The organism is Rhizobium sp. BK112, from assembly GCF_014193215.1.
GTDB classification, from domain to species: Bacteria; Pseudomonadota; Alphaproteobacteria; order Rhizobiales; family Rhizobiaceae; genus Rhizobium; species Rhizobium anhuiense.
This window is the reverse complement of the sequence record NZ_JACHYZ010000012.1, coordinates 157,818-176,861: the sequence shown is the minus strand read 5'-3', so window position 1 is coordinate 176,861 and position 19,044 is coordinate 157,818. Positions and strand designations below refer to the sequence as shown.

At 60.9% G+C, this 19,044-nt stretch carries 15 protein-coding genes; 8 read left to right on the top strand and 7 right to left on the bottom strand.

Going from position 1 to position 19,044, the window contains the following annotated elements:
* Position 1: 1 nt before the first annotated feature.
* From FHT75_RS28225 to FHT75_RS28215, 3 genes are read left to right on the top strand one after another with little or no spacing between them, the layout of a single operon-like run.
* Positions 2–1,723 carry an ABC transporter ATP-binding protein gene (locus FHT75_RS28225; protein ID WP_063473728.1) on the top strand — a complete coding sequence of 574 codons (1,722 nt, stop codon included), beginning with the start codon at positions 2–4 and terminating at the stop codon, positions 1,721–1,723.
* Positions 1,720–2,937 (top strand): mandelate racemase/muconate lactonizing enzyme family protein, encoded by a 1,218-nt coding sequence (locus FHT75_RS28220; RefSeq protein WP_063473727.1) that lies wholly within the window; start codon positions 1,720–1,722, stop codon positions 2,935–2,937. The genes FHT75_RS28225 and FHT75_RS28220 overlap by 4 nt, the downstream gene beginning before the upstream one ends.
* Positions 2,938–2,949: 12 nt before the next feature.
* Positions 2,950–4,137 carry a galactarate dehydratase gene (locus FHT75_RS28215; RefSeq protein ID WP_047619090.1) on the top strand — a complete coding sequence of 396 codons (1,188 nt, stop codon included), beginning with the start codon at positions 2,950–2,952 and terminating at the stop codon, positions 4,135–4,137.
* Positions 4,138–4,232: 95 nt separating this feature from the next.
* Here FHT75_RS28215 and FHT75_RS28210 read toward each other — a convergent pair whose 3' ends face one another.
* From FHT75_RS28210 to FHT75_RS28180, 7 genes are all read right to left on the bottom strand, one after another.
* Entirely contained in the window at positions 4,233–4,805 is a 573-nt protein-coding gene (locus FHT75_RS28210; protein WP_047619086.1) for an NADPH-dependent FMN reductase, read from the bottom strand.
* A 34-nt stretch (positions 4,806–4,839) separates the two neighbouring features.
* Entirely contained in the window at positions 4,840–5,505 is a 666-nt protein-coding gene (locus FHT75_RS28205; RefSeq protein ID WP_063473766.1) for a nitroreductase, read from the bottom strand.
* A gap of 394 nt (positions 5,506–5,899) precedes the next feature.
* Positions 5,900–6,253 carry an ArsR/SmtB family transcription factor gene (locus FHT75_RS28200; RefSeq protein ID WP_047619082.1) on the bottom strand — a complete coding sequence of 118 codons (354 nt, stop codon included), beginning with the start codon at positions 6,251–6,253 and terminating at the stop codon, positions 5,900–5,902.
* Between the two features lie 263 nt (positions 6,254–6,516).
* On the bottom strand, positions 6,517–7,209 hold the full coding sequence (locus FHT75_RS28195; protein ID WP_063473726.1) for a response regulator transcription factor: 693 nt from the start codon (positions 7,207–7,209) through the stop codon (positions 6,517–6,519).
* Between the two features lies 1 nt (position 7,210).
* On the bottom strand, positions 7,211–7,588 hold the full coding sequence (locus tag FHT75_RS28190) for a response regulator (RefSeq protein WP_063473725.1): 378 nt from the start codon (positions 7,586–7,588) through the stop codon (positions 7,211–7,213).
* 2 nt (positions 7,589–7,590) lie between these two features.
* Positions 7,591–8,232, bottom strand: a complete 642-nt coding sequence (locus FHT75_RS28185) for a response regulator transcription factor (RefSeq protein WP_063473724.1) — start codon at positions 8,230–8,232, stop codon at positions 7,591–7,593.
* Entirely contained in the window at positions 8,229–11,864 is a 3,636-nt protein-coding gene (locus FHT75_RS28180; RefSeq protein ID WP_183845299.1) for a PAS domain-containing protein, read from the bottom strand. Before FHT75_RS28180 ends, FHT75_RS28185 begins: the two co-directional genes overlap by 4 nt.
* Positions 11,865–12,269: 405 nt before the next feature.
* Here FHT75_RS28180 and FHT75_RS28175 point away from each other — a divergent pair, with 405 nt between their 5' ends.
* The 5 genes from FHT75_RS28175 (at position 12,270) to repB (ending at position 18,942) form a co-directional block, all read left to right on the top strand.
* Positions 12,270–13,022 carry an SDR family oxidoreductase gene (locus FHT75_RS28175; RefSeq protein WP_063473723.1) on the top strand — a complete coding sequence of 251 codons (753 nt, stop codon included), beginning with the start codon at positions 12,270–12,272 and terminating at the stop codon, positions 13,020–13,022.
* Between the two features lie 813 nt (positions 13,023–13,835).
* Entirely contained in the window at positions 13,836–14,825 is a 990-nt protein-coding gene (locus FHT75_RS28170; protein ID WP_063473722.1) for a potassium channel beta subunit family protein, read from the top strand.
* 331 nt (positions 14,826–15,156) lie between these two features.
* Positions 15,157–16,470: a hypothetical protein gene (locus tag FHT75_RS28165; RefSeq protein ID WP_183845291.1), complete on the top strand. Its 1,314-nt coding sequence runs from the start codon at positions 15,157–15,159 to the stop codon at positions 16,468–16,470.
* 273 nt (positions 16,471–16,743) lie between these two features.
* The gene (gene repA / locus FHT75_RS28160; protein WP_047619065.1) at positions 16,744–17,937 is read left to right on the top strand and encodes a plasmid partitioning protein RepA; all 1,194 of its coding nucleotides are present in this window, start codon (positions 16,744–16,746) and stop codon (positions 17,935–17,937) included.
* A 3-nt stretch (positions 17,938–17,940) separates the two neighbouring features.
* Entirely contained in the window at positions 17,941–18,942 is a 1,002-nt protein-coding gene (repB, locus tag FHT75_RS28155) for a plasmid partitioning protein RepB (RefSeq protein ID WP_063473720.1), read from the top strand.
* Positions 18,943–19,044 lie beyond the last annotated feature (102 nt).

Genomic DNA, 19,044 nt, shown 5'->3' with positions numbered 1-19,044 from the left:
CATGACCGATATCGTTCCCATTGCCGGCAAGCCGCTGCTGCAGGTGAAAAATCTGACCGTCGAATTCCCGCTGCGCACCGGCGTCTTTCGCGCCGTCAGCGATCTGTCCTTCACGATCGAGCCGGGCAAGACGCTCTGTGTCGTCGGCGAAAGCGGATCGGGAAAGTCGGTGACGGCGCGTTCGATCCTGCAGATCGTCGATGCGCCCGGCCGTATCTCCGGCGGATCGATCATCTTGAACGAACAGAACGGCGGCTCGATCGATCTGACCAGTCTCAATCCGCGTGGGCGCCAGATCCGGGCGATCCGCGGCCGCGACATCGCCATGATTTTCCAGGAGCCGATGTCGTCACTGTCGCCGATCCACACGGTCGGCAACCAGATCGTCGAGGCGCTTCGCCTTCACACCAGGATGAGCAAGGCAGAGGCGCGCGCCGAGGCCATATCGCTGCTCAAGCAGGTCGAGATTCCCTCGCCGGAAAAGGCGCTCGACCGATATGCCTTCCAATATTCCGGCGGCATGCGCCAGCGCGCGATGATAGCCATGGCGCTCGCCTGCAAACCGCAGCTCCTGATCGCCGACGAACCGACCACGGCCCTCGACGTGACGACACAGGCCGAAATTCTCGATCTGATCGCCCGGCTGCAGAAGGCCAAGGGCATGGCCGTTCTGTTCATCACCCATGACATGGGCGTCGTCGCGCAGATCGCCGACGATGTGCTCGTCATGCACAATGGCGTCGCCAAGGAATATGCGCCGGTCGAGCAAATCTTTCATGCACCGAAAGACGACTATACCCGCATGCTGATCGGCTCGGTGCTGAAGCTGGAAGCGAAGGCCGAAATTCGGCTGGAGCGCGCCCCGCTCGACACGACGGCGCCACCGATCCTCGAACTCCGCAATGTATCGATGGATTTCGGTGAAGTGAAAGCGCTGGACGATGTTTCCATTTCGCTTCTGCCGGGCGAGACGCTTGGGATCGTCGGCGAAAGCGGATCCGGGAAGACGACGATGGGCCGCTCGATCATGCGGCTGATTGATCCCACAGCAGGCGAAATCCTCTATCGCCGCGCCGACGGCGACATCATCGATCTGGCAACGGCAAAGGGTCAGACGCTCGCCGCCGCACGGCGGGAATTGCGGATGGTGTTTCAAGATCCTTTCGGCTCCCTCAACCCACGCATGACCGTCTCCCAGATCATCGGCGAGCCGCTGCTCGTCAATGGCGTGGCAAAGGGGCGGGCGCTGGACGAGCGCGTTTGCCACCTCATGGAGCAGGTCGGCCTAGACCCGAGGGCGCGCGAACGCTACCCGCACGCATTCTCCGGCGGCCAGCGCCAGCGCATCGGCATTGCCCGCGCCATCACACTCAATCCGCGTGTCATCGTTGCCGATGAGGCGACCTCGGCGCTCGACGTCTCCGTGCGCTCGCAGGTGCTCGATCTCCTGATGCGCCTGCAGGACGAACTCGGCCTCGCCTATATCTTCATCAGTCATGACATCGGCGTCATCCGCTACATGTGCGACCGTGTCGGCGTCATGTACAAAGGCCAACTCGTCGAAATCGGCGATGCGGAGAAAGTCTGCCGCACGCCCGAGCACGCCTATACGCAGGCGCTCATATCAGCCATCCCGCGCCCCGATCCGCGCGACCGCGATCATTCGCGGCGTTTCCGCTACGTCGCGCCGGAGATTCTGAAGAATGGGAGTTCTCTGCGATGAAAATCACCGGGATCCGCACGTTTCTCATGCATGCCGGTCAGCCCGATCCCTCCAAATGGGCCTCGGACGAGCGCTCCGGACATGGTGCGTCCAGACAGCTCGCCGGCACCCGGAACTGGCTCTTTCTGAAGATCGATACCGACGAGGGCATCACCGGTATTGGTGAATGCTCCGGCTGGCCGCGCGTCATCGAGACGGCGATCCATGATCTTGCACCCCTCCTTATCGGCGAGGATCCGGCCCATATCGAACGGCTGTGGCAGAAGATGCATATCGCCATGATGGGTCACGGCATGCTCGGGACGGTCGGCGGCGGTGCGATGACCGGCATCGACATGGCGCTCTGGGACATCAAGGGCAAGGCGCTCGGCGTGCCAGTCTGGATGCTGCTCGGCGGCAAGGTGCGTGATCGGATCCCGATCTATTCGCATGCGAATACGCCCGAGCGCGCGCTCGCCATCAAGGAGCGCGGCATCAAGGCGATCAAATGCGGCGGGGTTGCCGATCCCGTCCGCAAGGTTGCAGCTCTCCGCGACGCCGTCGGCGACGACATGGACATCGCCATCGATCTGCATGGGCCGCCATGGCTGACGCCAGCCGATGCCTGCCGGCTGGTGCGGGCGCTCGAACCTTACGAGCTGATGTGGGTCGAAGATCCGATCGCACCCGACAATATCGACGGCTACCGGCGCATCCGCGACGCAGCCCATGTGCCGCTCGCGGCTGGCGAGCGCTCGGCAACTATCTTCGGCGAGCGCGAGCTCATCGAGAAGGAACTGGTCGACGTGATCCAGCCGGATACCGGCCGGGCCGGCGGCATCACCCAGATGAAGAAGATCGCCGCCATGGCCGAGGCGCATCATATCCAGATGGCGCCGCATTCGGGCTCGCTCGGGCCGGTGGCCGAATATGCCGCCTTGCATCTGCTTGCGGCGATCCCGAACGCCCTCATTCTCGAGCGCCTTGACGACGACTGGGACGGCCGCCGCCAGACGATCGTGCCGCACCCTGTTCAGGTCGACGGCCTGATTGCGGTTCCCGACGGGCCGGGGCTCGGCTGCGATATCGACGAAGCATTCGTCGCTCGTTTTCCGAGCGGCGGCAATGTCTCCGTTCCCGTGCCGGAAGCTGCCGGCTCCTATAATCCCGGAACCTACAAAGAGCATCTCTACGTGCAGACGCGCGTCGCACGCCGCAGCTATTTCAATCGCTAGAAGGACAGAAAGATGAAGATCGACCGCATGCGGGTTTTCATGACCCGCGACAAGGACCGTCCCCGCGTGATCGTCGCGCTCGACACCGATGACGGGCTGACGGGCTGGGGTGAATGCTACAATCACGGCCCCGACAAGGCGCTGCCGCCGCTCCTGGATTATCTCTACGCATTTCTCTCCGGCCAGGACCCCACACGCGTCGATTATCTCGTCAATCTGTTGATCCAGCAAAGCCGGTTCCCGCCGGGCGCGCTTGGCCTTGCCGCGATCTCTGCGCTCGATCACTGCCTGTGGGATCTTGCGGCCAAGGCAGCAAATGTCCCAGTCTACAAGCTGCTGGGCGGCGAGGTGCGCGACCGCATCAAGGTCTATGCCGGCGTCTACACCGCACCGGACGCGCCGGCCGCCCGCGACGAATTCGATCGTCTGAAGGAAGAATGGGGTTTCACCGCCTTCAAGCTCAGCCCCTGGCGTATCGACATGCACGCCCATCGCTGGGGCAATGTGGTGAAAGCCTCGGCGGATTATTTCCGCTCGCTGCGCGAGACGGTCAACGACGAATACGAGATCGCCTTCGATGCCCATGCCAAGATTTTCGAGCCGGTCGCCGCAAGGCAACTCGGCAACGCGCTGGCCCCCTACGATCCCTTGTTTTTCGAGGAACCGCTGCGCCCTGAGAATATCGAGGCGTGGGGCGATCTGAAACAGGGGCTCAACTGCGTGCTTGCCACCGGCGAGTCGCTCTACAACAGAAACGAGTTCCTGCGGCTGCTGCAGGTCAAGGGCGCCGATCTCATCCAGCCCGATATCTGCGTCGTCGGCGGCATCAGCGAAATGCGCCGCATTGCCACACTCGCCGAAGCCTATTTCGTCGGGGTGGCGCCGCACAACCCGATGGGGCCGCTTGCGACGGCGGTCAACGTTCATTTTTCGGCCGCGGCGCAGAATTTCCGCATCCTCGAATACCGGCTGCCGAAGGGGCAGGCCTATGTCTATGGCGGCCTCGATATCGAGAAACGGCAGGGGGAAACCCGCTATGTCGTCGATCCCTATCTGCCGAAGGACGGCTATCTGGAATTGCGTCCCGACCGGCCGGGCTGGGGCGTCGAAATGGACGAGAAGGCGATGGAAGAGGAAGGCTACATCCACTGGCAGCGGCGCGTGCCGAAGCGACCGGACGGCTCCTACGCCTTCGCCTGAGGCATTGTGCGCTTTAAAAACCGGAGCTGGCCGCCCAGATGGACGTGGCCAGCTCCCGCAGTACAGGATACGCAATCGCTCATTCCAAGCGCCCTCTAGGCATCTCTAGGCAGCACTGAGCGAACCCTTGCGATGAAGACGTGGAAGTCCCGCATGAAAGTGCGAAGGAAATCGGCGGTGCTGTCTTTCGTGACCTCGCCGTCGTCGGTGATCAGCCCTGGTGTGAACTGGATGTAGGCTTCCGGGGCATTCATCTGCGGAGAGTTGCAGAAACTGAGCACACTGCGCAAATTCTGCTGGGCGACGGCTGTGCCGATCGCGCCCGGCGACGTGCCGATCACTGCTGACGGCTTGCGTGTGAACGAGTTGGTGCCGTAGGGGCGGCTCGCCCAGTCGATTGCGTTTTTCAGCCCGCCGGGTATGGATCGATTGTATTCCGGCGTGACGAACAGCACGGCGTCGACGGCCGCGATTGCCGCCTTGAATGCCTTGCCAGCCGGAGGGTAGTCGGCGTCATAGTCGTAGCTGTAGAGCGGCAGATCCTTGAAGGATATCTCCGACATTTCGAGTTCCGGCGGGGCCAACCGCACCAACGCCGTGGCGAGTTTGCGGTTGATCGAGCCCTTGGCGAGGCTGCCGATGAGATAGCCTACTTTATGCGTGGTCATGGCGTTCTCCCTCTTGTCCTTTGATCGCAAGTAACTAATCGCCGAGGAACGTGACCGTCTCGTCGAGCGGCGCGCGGCCCGTACGGGCGTAACTTACCGTGGGGTCCTCGTACCCGATCGACATGCCGCAGAAGAGGATGAGCCCGTCCGGGGGTGACAGGACCTCCGCGACCGTCTCGCGAACCTGCGACCACGCCATCTGCGGGCAACTGTGCAGACCTTCGGCGCGGAGCAGCAGCATGACGGTCTGCAGATACATGCCGACGTCGGCCCATTGGGGTAGGCCCAGGTCGCGATCGATGTAGCAGAACAGGGCGGCGGGCGCGCCGAAACAGTTCCAGTTGGCGATTGCTGCCCGCTGGCGCGCTTCCCAGTCCTCGCGTGCAATGCCGAGCGCGCTGTAGCGCTCCTTGCCGAAGGCGGATCGGCGCTCCCCGTAGGGGGACTTCAGTGCGGCCGGGTACATCTCGTACTGCCGTTTGTCCCAGGCGTCGCCATGGGCCACACGCTCGACGGCGGACGTCTTCAGCTCAGCCAGCGGCGCGCCGGTCATCACGTAGGTGTTCCACGGCTGGATGTTCGATCCTGACGGCGACCAAGCCGCGGCGGACAGCACCCGCTCCAGAACCCCCCTGTCCACAGGCGCGTCTTTGAACCCGCGCACCGACCGTCGGCTTTTGACTGCCTCATATACGTCCATGATCACCTCCGTCTGACCCAAACCCAGCATCGATGAGCATGGTCGGGCTGCCGTTCCGTTCCTGATGCGGTTCATTATCTCCATTCGCAATGGAGGCGTAATCACACCGTGGTCTAGGAGGGGTACATCAAACGTACATCGGGGATCGATGCGTTCGAGGGGCATGTAGGCGAAGCATGACAGGACTCCCGCGCCACGGCATCCCGGCCTTGGAATTGCGGCCCCTGAACGGCGGCTTGGCGCTTGCGCTCAAGCCGCAGTCGTCTTTTTCGAAACTGCGTTCTTCGCCGTGATGCCGCACCTCGATGCGGCGGCGCCGATCCTGAGTTGCCGACAGGATCATCCTCAGCAGAATTGGACACCAATCATGAGCCGCAAGAGCAACGCTTCGTCATCAGGTGCCTACGGCTCGGACACGTTCTACCGGGGAGCGATGGTAGGATCCGAAAATGTCGGCGAGCGTATCGAGCATCGCCTTGGCCGCGCCGGATTGAAGTGAATAATAGATCGTCTGTGCAGCCCTTCGCGTCTGCACGAGTTCCTGTTCTCGAAGAATGGCCAAATGCTGGGACGTCGAAGATTGGCTCAACCCCACCTCGTCGGCCAGGACGCTCACCGACATTTCTCCCTCGGCCAGCAGATGCAGCATATGAAGCCGTTTGGCATTCCCCATGGCCGACAGGAAGTTTGCTTCGTTGTCGAAGGCGGTGGTTTCAGGGGAAGGCGCGGTTGACGAGTGATTGTTCAAAGCGAGATCTCCTTTAGGAACCAAAGCGGGGCACCAGGTCATATCCCCGAGCTTTAATTTAGGAATAACGCATGGGTGCGCGGCCGAAACCCCATTGCCGGCGCAAGATGGTCTTTTTCGGCGCAGATCGGATACGGCGCGCATCAAATGGACAGCGGCGGTATGTAATCTTCGAGGCCGGCATCCCGAGTTTTTGGAGGCGTGCTGCTAAAGCTGGAGCAATTCCAGCAAAACTGTGCAGCAGTGTTGCGTCTGGAATTGCGCTAGCGCGCGCCTGCCTGGCGCATTTGTGCGGGCAGAGTTTCCCAGGCCCGGATCAATTCGCCGATGGAGGCAGCCTCCATCTTGTGCATGACATTGCTGCGATGCAGCTTGACCGTCACTTCGCTGATGCCGAGATCGAAGGCGATCTGCTTGTTGAGGCGGCCGCGTGCCACTTCATGCAGAACCTCGCGCTCGCGCTGCGTCAGGGTCTCCAGGCGCTTGATATTGCGCTCGGCGATCGCGGCTTCCGCTCGCCGCTCGGCATCCGTCGCAATGGCAGCCGTAATGGCGTCGAGCAGCGTCTGGTCCCGCACGGGTTTGGTGAGAAAATCGACAGCGCCGGCCTTCATCGCCTGAACGGTCATCGGGATGTCGCCATGGCCGGTCACGAAGATGATCGGCTTGGCAATGCCGTTTTCGGCCAGATGACGCTGCAGGTGGAGGCCGCTTGCTCCAGGCATGCGCACATCGAGGATCAGGCAACCGGGGCTATCCAATATATCGGCGTCAAGCAATTCGCGGGTCGAGGCAAAACTGGTCGACCGGAAACCCGCCGACAGGATGAGCTCCGACAGCGCCTCACGAACGGACGCGTCGTCATCGACGATGATGACGAGTGGCTCTGTCTCTTCACATCTGCCCTGCAACGATAACGGCGCCGATCTCCGCAGCAACGGCTGGTCAACTCGCATGTCACCCTCCATCTGTCGATTTATGCAAAGCGCTGGCTATGGCTGCCAGCAGCGCCTGGGCATCAAAGGGCTTGCGGAAAAATCCGCCCACGCCTTGAGCGCGGCCCTGATCTGCTATCTCGTGGCGGCCCGTGATCAGGAATACCGGCAGCTCCGGGCGCGACTTCCGCACCAAATCGCGAAGTTCGAAGCCGTCGATGCCAGGCATTCCGATATCGGTGATGAGCAGGTCGAGGTCCGACAGCCCGTTGATGAGCAACGAGCCCGCCGACGAAAAGCTGCGGGCCACATAACCCGCGGATTCCAGAAGGTCGCCCATCGATTCAAGCAACCTTGGATCGTCATCGACAATTGCCACGACGTGTCTTGTCTTGTTCATGTTCAATTCCCTCCCACTCGGCGCGAGTGGGTTATCGGTATTTCCAATCTCTCCGCGATCCGGACGAGATCGGCGAGCGACGCCGCCGCCATTTTCTGCATCACATTTCTTCTATGGATCTGCAGCGTGACTTCGCTGATCCCCAATTCGGCTGCCGCCTGCTTGTTGAGAAGACCGCTGACGACGAGCGGCAGCACCTCGCGCTCTCGCGGCGTCAGGTCGAGGTAGTGTCGTTTGAGCATGTCGAGTTCGGCGCGTTCCGATCTCTTTGTCCGATCCTCGGCGATCGCCGCGTGGACTGCCGCCATGAGGTCCGCATCGCTGAAGGGTTTGGTCAGGAAGTCCACCGCACCATGCTTGATCGCACGCACGGAGGAGGGAATGTCGCCATGTCCTGTGATGAAGACGATCGGCGGATGGTCCCTGTCAGCGATCTGTCTCTGCAGGTCGAGGCCGTTGATGTCAGGCAGTTCGATATCGAGAATAAGGCAGGCGGGCAGGTCGGGCTTGTCCGCTTTCACGTATTCGCAGGCCGATTCGAAGGCGATGGCGCGCATGCCGTGCGACTCCAGCAACTCGCCGAGCGCTTCCCGAATACGTCCATCGTCATCCACGATGAAGACAATATGGTCATCGGCTGTCATGACGCCGCCTTCGTTTCTATGGGCAAGGTAAAGATCAACGTCGCTCCGTGCGGATTGTTCTTCTCGGCCCACAATCGTCCACCATGAAGCTCGACGATCGAACGGCAGATCGCCAGCCCCATGCCCATGCCGTTTTCCTTGGTCGTGAAGAACGGCTCGAACATTTTCTCGGGAAACTCGATACCCTGGCCGCGATCGCTAATCTCGGTCTGGACGGCATTCCCCATATGGCGCGCGCGGATCTCGATCATCCTGTCGTCTGCAACGGCGTCCATCGCTTCCATGCCGTTGCGGATGAGATTGATCAGGACTTGCTGGATCTGGATGCGATCGATTGCAATGAGCGGAAGATTGCCGTCAACGTCGACACCGATGCGAACACGACGTCGCCAGGCCTCGTCGGTCATCAGGCTGCGCGCCTCGTCGATGATGCCGGAGATCGTCGTTTGGATCCTCCTGTCCGCGGACTGTTTGAATAAGGCGCGAATGCGGCTGACGACCTCGGCCGCCGAGTTGGCGTCCCGGATGATGCGCTCGACCGTCTTTTGCGCCCGCTCCATATTCGGCGGCTCAGCCGTGAGCCAGCGCTGGCAGGCATGCGAATTCGCCACGACGGCCGCCAGCGGCTGGTTCACCTCATGCGCGATCGAAGCCGAAAGCTCGGCGAGGCTCGCCGCCTGGCTCGCCCGGGCAAGGCCCTCTTGCGCCAGGCGCAGCTCGTCTTGCGCTCGTACCTCACCGTCGATATCGAGGCATATGACATTCCACTGAATGATCTCGCCTTCAGCGTTGCGCATCGGCGCCGCGCGTGTCTCGACCCAACGATATTCACCATCGAACCGCCGTAGGCGATGCCTGCGTGCATAGGGCTCGCCGGTGGCGAGCGAATGAGCATACTTTTCCTTGACTCCGGCCACCTCGTCGGGATGAACACCGGCGTCGAGTGTGCCGGCCAGCCGGGACTTTCCCGTTCCGTCCAGCTCTTCGAGCTTGTATCCGAGAAAGTCGCGAAGCTGAGGATTGCGATAGACCGGCTCTCCATCCGGAGCGGCGCAATCGATCATGGCCGGCAGCGTCTCGACGATCTGCCAGAGCGAGCGTTCACTCTCTCGCAGCGCTTCTTCAACGCGCAGCTGATCATCGATGTCATGCGAGAGACCGTACCATTGGACGATCCGCCCGTTTTCGTCCCGCAGCGGCTCGGCGCTGCCCTTCACCCAGCGATAGACGCCATCGGCGCGCCGCAGGCGATACTGTTTTGAGAAGCCCTCGCCGGTGACGAGGGAGTGGTTGAGCGCTTCGGCGAGGCTGGCGGCATCGTCGGGATGGACGGCGGCTTCGATGAGGGCTGCCAGCCGACTGACGCCGGGCTTTTCCATATCGGCGATGTCGAGACCGAGAAAATCGATTAGGCGCTGGTTGAAGAAGGTCGGAGTGCCGTCCGAATTGAGCCGCCAGAGCAGGCTGGGAACCATATCCACCAGTTGCGAAAGCTCCCGCTCCCGGTCGCGCAGCGCTTCCTGTGCACGCATCTCATCGTCAATGTCGACTGAGATCACGTACCATTGCATGATTGCGCCGCTTTGGTCCCGCAGCGGTTCGGCGCGGCCGTCGACCCAGCGATAGGCACCGTCGACGCGGCGCATGCGGTATTTTATCGAGAAGGGATCGCCGCTGGCGAGGGAACGATGAACCGTCTCCAGCAACCTCGATGCGTCATCGGGGTGGACGAGGGTGTGAATGACTGACGCGAGGCGGCTCATGCCAGGCCTGTCCATATCGCCCACGTCGAGACCGAAAAAGTCGATCAGACGTTTGTTGAAGAAGACCGGCTCGCCTTCCGGCGTCAAGCGCCTGATCTGTACCGGGACCATGTCGACGAGCTGCGAGAGCTCGCGCTCACGTTCACGTAACGCCTCCAGCGCACGCACCTCGTCGTCGATATCGAGAGAAACGCCATACCATTGCACGACCGTTCCGTCGTCATCGCGGCGGGGCTCGACCCGGCATTCCGCCCAGCGATAGACATCATCCTGTTCGCGCCAGCGAAATCGCATCGCGGAGCCGGAGCCGGTTTCGAAGCAGTTCCCGAGCGTACGCTGGATGTCGGGTGCGTCTTCTGGATGAATCAGCTGTTGCAGCAGATCGTCGATGCGCGGTTCACCGAGAGCGTCGAAATTGGCAATAACGGAGCGGAAATGATCCTGATACCGCTTGTTGAAATAGAACGATCCTCCCGTGGGCTCCACACTCCAGATGCGAACCGGCACGGCGTCTATGATCTGCTGAAGCTGTTGTTGGCTCCGCCGCACAGCCTCTTCGGCATGAACCTGATCGTCGATGTCGTGACACAGGCCGTACCATTGGACAATGCGCCCTGATTGATCCCTCATCGGTTCCGCGCGGCTCGACATCCAGCGATAGAGGCCGTCGGAGCGGCGCAGGCGATACCGCATGGCGAAGCTCGCGCCGGTAGCGAGGCAATGGCGAAGGGCATCTCCGAAACCCGCCGCATCCTCCGGGTGAACGGTGGCGTCCAGGACGGACTCCAGCCGGCTCATGCCGGGTTTGTCGAAATCAGCAACATCGAGACCGAGAAAATCGACCATCCGTTGGTTGAAGAAGGTCGGCTCGCCGTCGGGGGTCAGACGCCAGACGTGGCTCGGAACCATATCCACGAGCTGCGAGAGTTCCCGCTCCCGGTCGCGGAGCGTATCCAGGCTTTGGCGCAATGTGAGCACTGCCAACTGGTGTTGCCGGGATATGGCGGCCACAATGAGCGCCGAAAATGCCGAGATGGCCAGAAAAAGCTGCAGCATGACCTGCTTGTGCTTCTGGGCCTCGGGATCGCCGGCAAACTGGCTGGTGCCTGTTATCGTGAACAATGCCGTGATCAAGGCGAGGAGGACCAAGGATACGGCGGCGCCTTTGAATTCGAAGCGAACGGCGGCCCAAAGAAGAGGCGGCATGATAATGTATGCGAAGGGGAGGTAGCCGCTCAGCGAAAGAGCCGCAACGCCGAGAAAGATCAGCCCCAGGACGAAAGCTTCCACCCATTGCGCGGCTGAGAGCCGGGTCTTGCCGCGCCAGCTGTGAAATACGACCAGCGCCAGCGGCGCCACGATCAGGACGCCGGTGGCGTCTCCGATCCACCAAAGAGGCCAAGCCGTTGCGAAGGATTGCGATTGTATGCCAAACCACGCCAGGGTCGCACTTCCCACGGTCGCGCTTGCGATGGGCGCAATCCCGGCGCCCAGTACGACGAACGCGAAAACTTCCTGCAAGGTTTCCAGCCGAACTGGCCGCTTCAAGATTCGGTTGACGAGCCATGCCCCGGCAACCGCTTCCAGGGCGTTCCCGATGTAGATCAGAAAAGCCGCAGGCAGCGGACTGTGGAACCACAGCAAATTGCTGAACAGTTCGGCCAGGCAGCCCCCCACCACCCACCACGGCCAGCTGTAGGGAGAGGCGGCTACAAGTGTCGCAATGAAAAGGCCACTCGCCGGCCAGATGGAAATTCCGGTTCCAGGGACGATTGCGAGCGACTGGGCGAATCCGCAGGCCAGCACATAGGCCACGATGAAAAGGCCCAGGTGCAGGAATTGAGGGCGGTGCGACCAGACGCTCATTATCAGTTGCTCCTGCCGGACAGACAAAGCCACGGGATCGTCGGCGTTTCGTATTGTCGTTCTTCTCGATTTCGGGGCTGGCGAGCGCATGCTCAGACCGTAACCCCGCCCCATTACAACCGCAACTCATGGAAACCCATGCATTGCGCGGGGATGTAGCCGCCGTGCCCGGAATCGGTGTTCGTCGCGAACGAGCAATTGGAGACCTGTCCTGCCTTCTGGTGGGGCATGCTAAACCTTGGGGTGGTTTCGCTAGACGTACGGCTAAGGCGACCGGACCCCACGGACGATGGAGAGCGCCCGGCTTTCCAGTCATTGTCGGTCCGGTCGATCCCGAGACGTTGAAGACAATCCCTATCCGCGATCTCGTCGCCATTCGCGCGGTGCAATGCAACAAAGGATGCTGAGATGAAAATCACGGTAGCGGGAGCAACCGGTGTTGTCGGAACACGCCTCAGTGAAATCATGCGCCAGTCCGGCCACCAAGTCAGCGCCGCGTCGTTGTCGCTCGGCGTCGACACGGTCAGCGGGAAAGGCCTTGAAGCGGCCTTGGTGGGAACTGAAGTCATCGTTGACGTTACCAACGCCGCATCTTTCGGCGACAGTGCGGCGCTGGATTTTTTCAGGGCTTCGACCAGGAATTTGCTTGCCGCAGCGGCCGAGGCCGGTGTCAGGCACTATCTTGCACTTTCGGTCGTCGGCACGCCAAGTCTGGTCGAAAGCGACTATTTCCGCGCGAAAATGGTGCAGGAAAATCTCATCAGGGCTTCAAATCGACCCTTTACGCTTCTCCGTTCCACACAGTTCTACGAGTTCATCAGCGGATTGATCGACACCGGTGCTGATGGTGATGTTTTCCGATTGTCTCCGGCGTTCATGAGGCCGGTGGCGGCCGGTGACGTCGCCGCATTGCTGGCGGAATTGTCAGTCGGAGCGCCGTTGAACGATATTGTTGAAATCGGCGGTCCGGATCAATTCGGTATCGATGAAATCGCCCGGATCTATCTCGCCGCGAATGAGGACGAGCGGCAGGTGGTGACAGACCCATCCGCCTCGTATTTCGGCGTCGAATTGACCGCCGGCGCGCTGCTTCCTGGCGCCGGCGCGCGCGTGGCGACCGAGAAGCTCTCCGACTGGCTCTACCAAGCGATGGCGGACTAGCGAGTCGATCATTTGATCGCGCGGCGGCACCCGGTTCATATCCACGACGCATTCCGTTGCGTGCAGGTCGGGTATCGGTCGAGGCCCTGGCGGCCAAGGGAATTGTCAAACTCGACGTGTGAGATGGCCGACCCCAGGGGGCGCTTAAAAGAAGGCGGTGGACCCTCATGTTGCCCACCGCCCACCTCCTCCCGGCGTCCGCCGCGACGGTCGGGAAGAGAACCAAATCTATCCGAACCAGGCCTTGGTTTGTATCTAAGCCGGCAAACAAAAGGGCAGTGTCGTTCACCAGTCACATAAGCATTTGTGAGGTGTGATTTGCTGCCAGGCGAATGTCATTGAAGTTGCTGCGGTCGCGGTCGCCGTTCCTGTGGATAAGCTGTGGATATCCAGTGGATGACACGATCGATCGGCGGCCGACAAAGCCCCCTATTCTAATCATATGTTGCCTATCCGTTCCGAATCTCTTCATCTTGCGTTGCTGCCGTCGACCTCCGCCGCAAACGTCGTCGACCGCACGCTACGGGCGCTCCGACATAAGTCGCGGAGCGCCCTTTCTCTTGCCGGAGGCTGGAACGCAGGCTAGAACCGTGGCGGCGGTTCCACCGCACCCGTGCTTCAGTCCGGGCAGGCCAACGCGGATCGTTTCACTGGATCGGTCGTCTCGTCACAAAAGAGGCGATGCGAACCGATAGCTAAGCCTCGCATATCGTTGCTCATGCCATAGATTACGCGAATTGGCAGTCGATCAATCGTGCGACGCCGACGCCGGTGACAGGCCGGCACATGTTCATAACTTGCGGGAGCTGCATGATGGAATATCGACGTTTGGGAAAGTCGGGTCTGAAAGTGAGCGAGTTCTCTTTCGGTTCATGGGTCACTTTCGGCAAGCAGGTAAATGGAGGCGACGCCGTCGATCTCATGAAGCTTGCCTATGACAACGGGGTGAACTTCTTCGACAATGCCGAGGGATACGAAAGCGGCAAGTCCGAAATCGTCATGGGCGAGGCGCTCAGATCGCTTGGCTGGAGCCGTGACAGCTTCGTCGTCTCCAGCAAGGTCTTCTGGGGAGGGCAGAAACCGACACAGCGCGGCCTGTCGCGCAAGCATGTGACCGACGCCTGCCATGCCGCGCTCAAGCGGCTTCAGGTCGACTATCTCGACCTCTACTTCTGTCATCGCCCGGATATCGACACGCCCATCGAGGAAACAGTCCGGGCGATGCACGATCTCGTCGCCCAGGGCAAAGTGCTCTACTGGGGTACGTCGGAATGGTCGGCGCAACAATTGACTGAAGCCTATGCCGTCGCTCGGGACTTGCGCATCACTCCGCCGACGATGGAGCAGCCGCAATACAACATCTTCGAGCGCCAGAAGGTCGAGTCGGACTACCTCCCGCTCTACGAGCTGATCGGGCTTGGCACCACGATCTGGTCGCCGCTCGCCTCGGGCGTCCTTACCGGCAAATACAATGACGGTGTGCCCGCCGACAGTCGTATGAACCTGCCTGGCTACGAATGGCTGAAGGAAAAATGGTCCAGCGATGCCGGCCGCGCCCAGCTCCGACAAGTCGGCGAGCTCGCAAAGCTCGCGGACGAGATCGGAATATCGATCACGCATCTCGCCCTTTTGTGGTGCCTCGCCAACCGGAACGTCTCGACCGTCATTCTTGGCGCATCGCGCGCCAGCCAGCTGCAGGACAATCTCGCGGCCCTCTCACACAGGCAAAAGATGACGTCTGACGTGCTGGACCGGATCGACGTGATCGCCGGCAACAAACCCGAAGAACCCCGTCGCTTCTAGGCGAAACAAATTTCTCTCGACGAGCCAAACCAAAACTCGTCGAGGGAAACTGCGGTTGGCCTACCGCAGCAGCACCGTGGTGGCCCCTCGGCGGTTGGCGTGCTTTCCGATTTTTGATCGGCGCTGAGCTGCGATAGAGCAACTGCCGCTATTGAGCGGCAATGTCGGCCGTTATCGCCCTGTTTCTCCTGATAGCGCCCACTTCTTCGTAGGCTCACGAATATGATGTGGGTCGAAGCGTTCAAGAAACCTTCATGAAGCTCAGGGTTGAAATGGCCTCCCCCGGCTCCAAATCTCGTCGGCGGTCTTCGAAGCACGAGGGGAGGGGCACATGGGCAATGCGTATGTCGATCGGATAGGGCGGGCCAGGTCAGGTTTGGGCTTCATTGTCGTTCTTGCCTGCCTCCTGTCCTGCCTTCCGGCATTTGCCGCGCCCGCCGATATCGGCGGTTTGACGGTGACCCTGCCCGACGCCGCTTCCGGCTGGAGGAAGGCCGCCAAAGGCAATCTCTTCATGCTGCAGAAGGATTTTCCTGAAACGGATGACGACAAGCGCGGCAGTGCTCTGATCCAGATCACCAAGCCGCTCCCGGCCGCGCGCAATTCCCTGCAGGCCGGGATGAAGACCTTCGTCGCCACGCTGCCCGACATGGCGAAGGAAGATATCCTGATCAAACATTACGGGGTGACGGTGAACGGCCACGACATCCGCGTGGAAGAACGCTGCTGCGTCCATCAGAACAATGTCAGCATCAACCAGATCGTGGTCGGCATCGCCGGCGACAAGCGGCAGGCCTATCTGCAGCTCGTGCTGCTGAATGTAACCGGCGACAGAAGCAAAGGGGCGGAGGCTGATTTCGCGGCCCTCGTGCGCTCGGTGAAGCTCGATCCTTCCGACAGGGATTTCGACCTTGTTCAGGCGAGCGGCGATGGCGGGCTGGACGGCGTCTTCACCCATCTCGATACCGGCATCCGGCCGAATGTCTTCGGCGGCATGGATTTCTACTCGGACAGCACGATCAGCATGTTCGACCGGGAGGGCCGGTTCAGCACGGAGCTGCCGAAGGGCGGCCGGAGCATTGGCGAACATTGCAAGGAGACCCCGACTGATTGCGGTCTCTACAAGCTTGCCGGCGGCGGCTTCTTCTCCTCGGCCGGGTCGATCGAAATGCGCAGCGTCACCTCAGCCTACGGCACGATCGAAATCGAGACGAAACCATTCTCGAAAAAGGGTGAGGACCTGGTGATTTCAGACGCGGATTATCGCGCCGTGCCGCCATTTGATGAGGGCACGACGCTCGACGGCGAATGGGTTTCCACCTTTGCCTCGAGCGGCATGACTGCGACCTCATCGGGATCGGTGGCCTCCAGCCATACGCTGACGCTTCGTCGAAACGGCACCTTCGAACGCACGGGCTGGTCCGGCGCCTCGATGATGAACGAAATCGGCGGATCCCGATCGGGCGTCACCACATCCGGAAACCGGCCGGGCGCAAGCGGCCGCTATAAGCTTTCCGGCTATCGCCTCGACTTGACCGACGCCGACGGCAGGACGGAAAGCATGAGCATATTCGAACCGGACAAAGCATCCGACGGGCTTCTGGTGATCAACGGCAACAACTACCTCAAGGACGACGGGAGATAGCCAGGTAGCATCCAAGGTATTGAATAAATTAGATTTATAAGGCTAATGCCTAAACTTCCCGGTCGGTTTGAAAGCCGCCAGGGTTGTCAGCCGTTTCGAGCCGTCGCCATGGCGCCAGCCGCCCGAAACCTGCCTGACCTGGCCAGCCGTCTCGATGGGTGAAATGAGCAGCTTGGTTAAGCATTTGTAAATTGGTAACGAATCGAGGCATATAGTAACTGCGCAACTGAAGCGCTTTCGTTCAAAATTGCGCAGTTACGTGGGAAAAAGATCATGCAGCCGAGTCTTGCTCTTCAGGACGATCAAGAGCATCTCCCGTCGCTTCTGGCAACAGATGCGAAGGAGTTATCCTATCAACTTCAGCAGCATCAGGCAAAAATCTTCCCCCCGCTGTCGCAAAAGACCATCAGAACATTTTCGCCGGCGGAAGCTGCGGCCTTCATCGGCATTGGCGAAGGCTATCTCCGCCAGGTGGCTGCCGATGGCCATGGCCCCGATCCGCTCGCAAACGGACGGCGGCTTTACAGTGCCCTGGATATGGATCGGATTCGCCGGGTCCTCGACGAGCGAAACGGCACGCCGAAATATGTGCCGGCCCGCAGGCCGGGCGAAAAGCTCCAGATCGTCTCCGTCATGAATTTCAAGGGCGGCTCGGGCAAGACCACCACGGCGGCCCACCTGGCGCAGTTCATGGCGCTCAGGGGCTACCGCGTGCTCGCCGTCGACCTCGATCCGCAGGCTTCCTTGTCCGCCTTGTTCGGCCATCAGCCGGAGTTCGACGTCGGAGAGGGCGAAACCATATATGGCGCGATCCGATATGAGGAGCCGCGTCCGATCGCCGACATCGTGCGCGCCACCTACACGCCCAATCTGCATCTGATTCCGGGCAATCTCGAGCTGATGGAATTCGAGCACGAGACACCGAAGGCGATGGCCTCGGGAACGGCGGAGACGATGTTCTTTGCCCGCATCGGCGAGGTCCTGACGGAGATCGAAAGCCTTTACGACATCGTCGTCATCGACTGCCCGCCACAGTTGGGATTCCTGACGATGTCGGCGCTCTGCGCGGCAACCTCGGTCCTGATCACGGTTCACCCGCAGATGCTGGATGTCATGTCGATGTCGCAGTTCCTGACGATGACGAGTGAGCTGATGTCGGTCGTGGAAAAGGCGGGTGGTCGCACCAGCTATGACTGGATGCGCTATCTCGTGACCCGTTTCGAGCCGAACGACGGGCCGCAAAGTCAGATGACCGGCTTCATGCGGGCGATCTTCGGCAATCGAATGCTTCACAATGCCATGGTGAAGTCGACGGCGGTCGCCGACGCCGGCGTCACCAAGCAGACTCTCTACGAGGTCGAGCGGTCGCAGTTCACACGCGGAACCTATGACCGGGCTCTGGAGTCCCTCAACCTCGTGAATGGCGAGATCGAAGCGCATATTCGCTCGACCTGGGGAAGGAAATAGGAGATGGCGCGCAAGAACCTCATCGAAATCTCCGCTCCGAACCCGGCAAGGGTGGAGGCAGTCGCGCCGCGCGACAATCGTCCGATCGCCGGATTCGTGCCGCAGGAGCGCAGTGCGGTGCCGGTCGGCGGCATCACCAAGACGCTCGGCAACATTACCGAGAAAATGGAGCGGGCGAGTGAACTGGAACGGCAGCTTGCCGCCGGCCAGACCATCGTCGAGCTCGATCCCGGCCTGATCGACGCTTCCTTCGTTAGCGATCGGTTGGCGATCGATGCGGCCGAACTCGCCCAGCTTGTCGAGCAGATCCGCGAGCATGGGCAGCAGGTTCCGATCCTTGTTCGTCCGCATCCCGAAACTAGGGGACGCTATCAGGTTGCCTACGGCCATCGTCGCCTGGCTGCCGCCCGAGAAATCGGCATCAGGGTGCGCGCGGTCGTCCGCGATCTTACTGACGGTCAGTTGGTCGTCAGCCAGGGTCAGGAAAACAGCGCTCGAACCAATCTCTCCTATATCGAGCGTGCGCTCTTCGCATCGCGGCTGGAGGAACGCAGCTTTGGCCGCGATGTCATCATGGCGGCTCTCGGCGTCGATAAGGCGGCGCTGTCGAGAATGCTGATCGTCATCCGGCAGGTCCCCCTGGCGCTCGTCAACGCCATCGGCGCGGCCCCCGATATCGGCCGTCGACGCTGGTTGGAGCTGGGCGAGCGGCTGGAAGGCGCCGACATCGAGAAGATCATCGCGGAGTTGTCCGCGGACGACGCTCGCAAAATCTCAAGCGACGAGCGGTTTCATCGGGCACTCGTTCTGGCAACGAAGAGGACGGCAGCGCCGAAGCCGGCGATCGCCAAAACCCTAGTCAGCGGCGTGCCGGTGGTGATCAAAAAGACAGCATCCGGTGCAACCTTCGTCTTCGACGGCAAGACCGCACCCGGTTTCGATCAATTCGTCCAGGAAAGGCTGAAGGGCCTGTTCCAGGAATTCAACAAGGACAGAGGAGCGTAACGCGCAAAAGAAAAAGGCCCCCAACGACGCCGTCGTGGAAGCCCTTCTCAGATCTTAAGCACATCGAGAATCGCATTTCCACGAATCACAGTCAAGCGTCTT

Excerpts from the sequence above, each read along its gene's own strand:
- FHT75_RS28190 (WP_063473725.1), bottom strand. The coding sequence starts at position 7,588 with ATGAACAAGACAAGACACGTCGTGGCAATTGTCGATGACGATCCAAGG.
- FHT75_RS28215 (WP_047619090.1), top strand. The coding sequence starts at position 2,950 with ATGAAGATCGACCGCATGCGGGTTTTCATGACCCGCGACAAGGACCGT.
- FHT75_RS28195 (WP_063473726.1), bottom strand. The coding sequence starts at position 7,209 with ATGCGAGTTGACCAGCCGTTGCTGCGGAGATCGGCGCCGTTATCGTTG.
- repA (WP_047619065.1), top strand. The coding sequence starts at position 16,744 with ATGCAGCCGAGTCTTGCTCTTCAGGACGATCAAGAGCATCTCCCGTCG.
- FHT75_RS28175 (WP_063473723.1), top strand. The coding sequence starts at position 12,270 with ATGAAAATCACGGTAGCGGGAGCAACCGGTGTTGTCGGAACACGCCTC.
- FHT75_RS28210 (WP_047619086.1), bottom strand. The coding sequence starts at position 4,805 with ATGACCACGCATAAAGTAGGCTATCTCATCGGCAGCCTCGCCAAGGGC.
- FHT75_RS28225 (WP_063473728.1), top strand. The coding sequence starts at position 2 with ATGACCGATATCGTTCCCATTGCCGGCAAGCCGCTGCTGCAGGTGAAA.
- FHT75_RS28220 (WP_063473727.1), top strand. The coding sequence starts at position 1,720 with ATGAAAATCACCGGGATCCGCACGTTTCTCATGCATGCCGGTCAGCCC.
- FHT75_RS28165 (WP_183845291.1), top strand. The coding sequence starts at position 15,157 with ATGGGCAATGCGTATGTCGATCGGATAGGGCGGGCCAGGTCAGGTTTG.
- repB (WP_063473720.1), top strand. The coding sequence starts at position 17,941 with ATGGCGCGCAAGAACCTCATCGAAATCTCCGCTCCGAACCCGGCAAGG.
- FHT75_RS28185 (WP_063473724.1), bottom strand. The coding sequence starts at position 8,232 with ATGACAGCCGATGACCATATTGTCTTCATCGTGGATGACGATGGACGT.
- FHT75_RS28205 (WP_063473766.1), bottom strand. The coding sequence starts at position 5,505 with ATGGACGTATATGAGGCAGTCAAAAGCCGACGGTCGGTGCGCGGGTTC.
- FHT75_RS28170 (WP_063473722.1), top strand. The coding sequence starts at position 13,836 with ATGGAATATCGACGTTTGGGAAAGTCGGGTCTGAAAGTGAGCGAGTTC.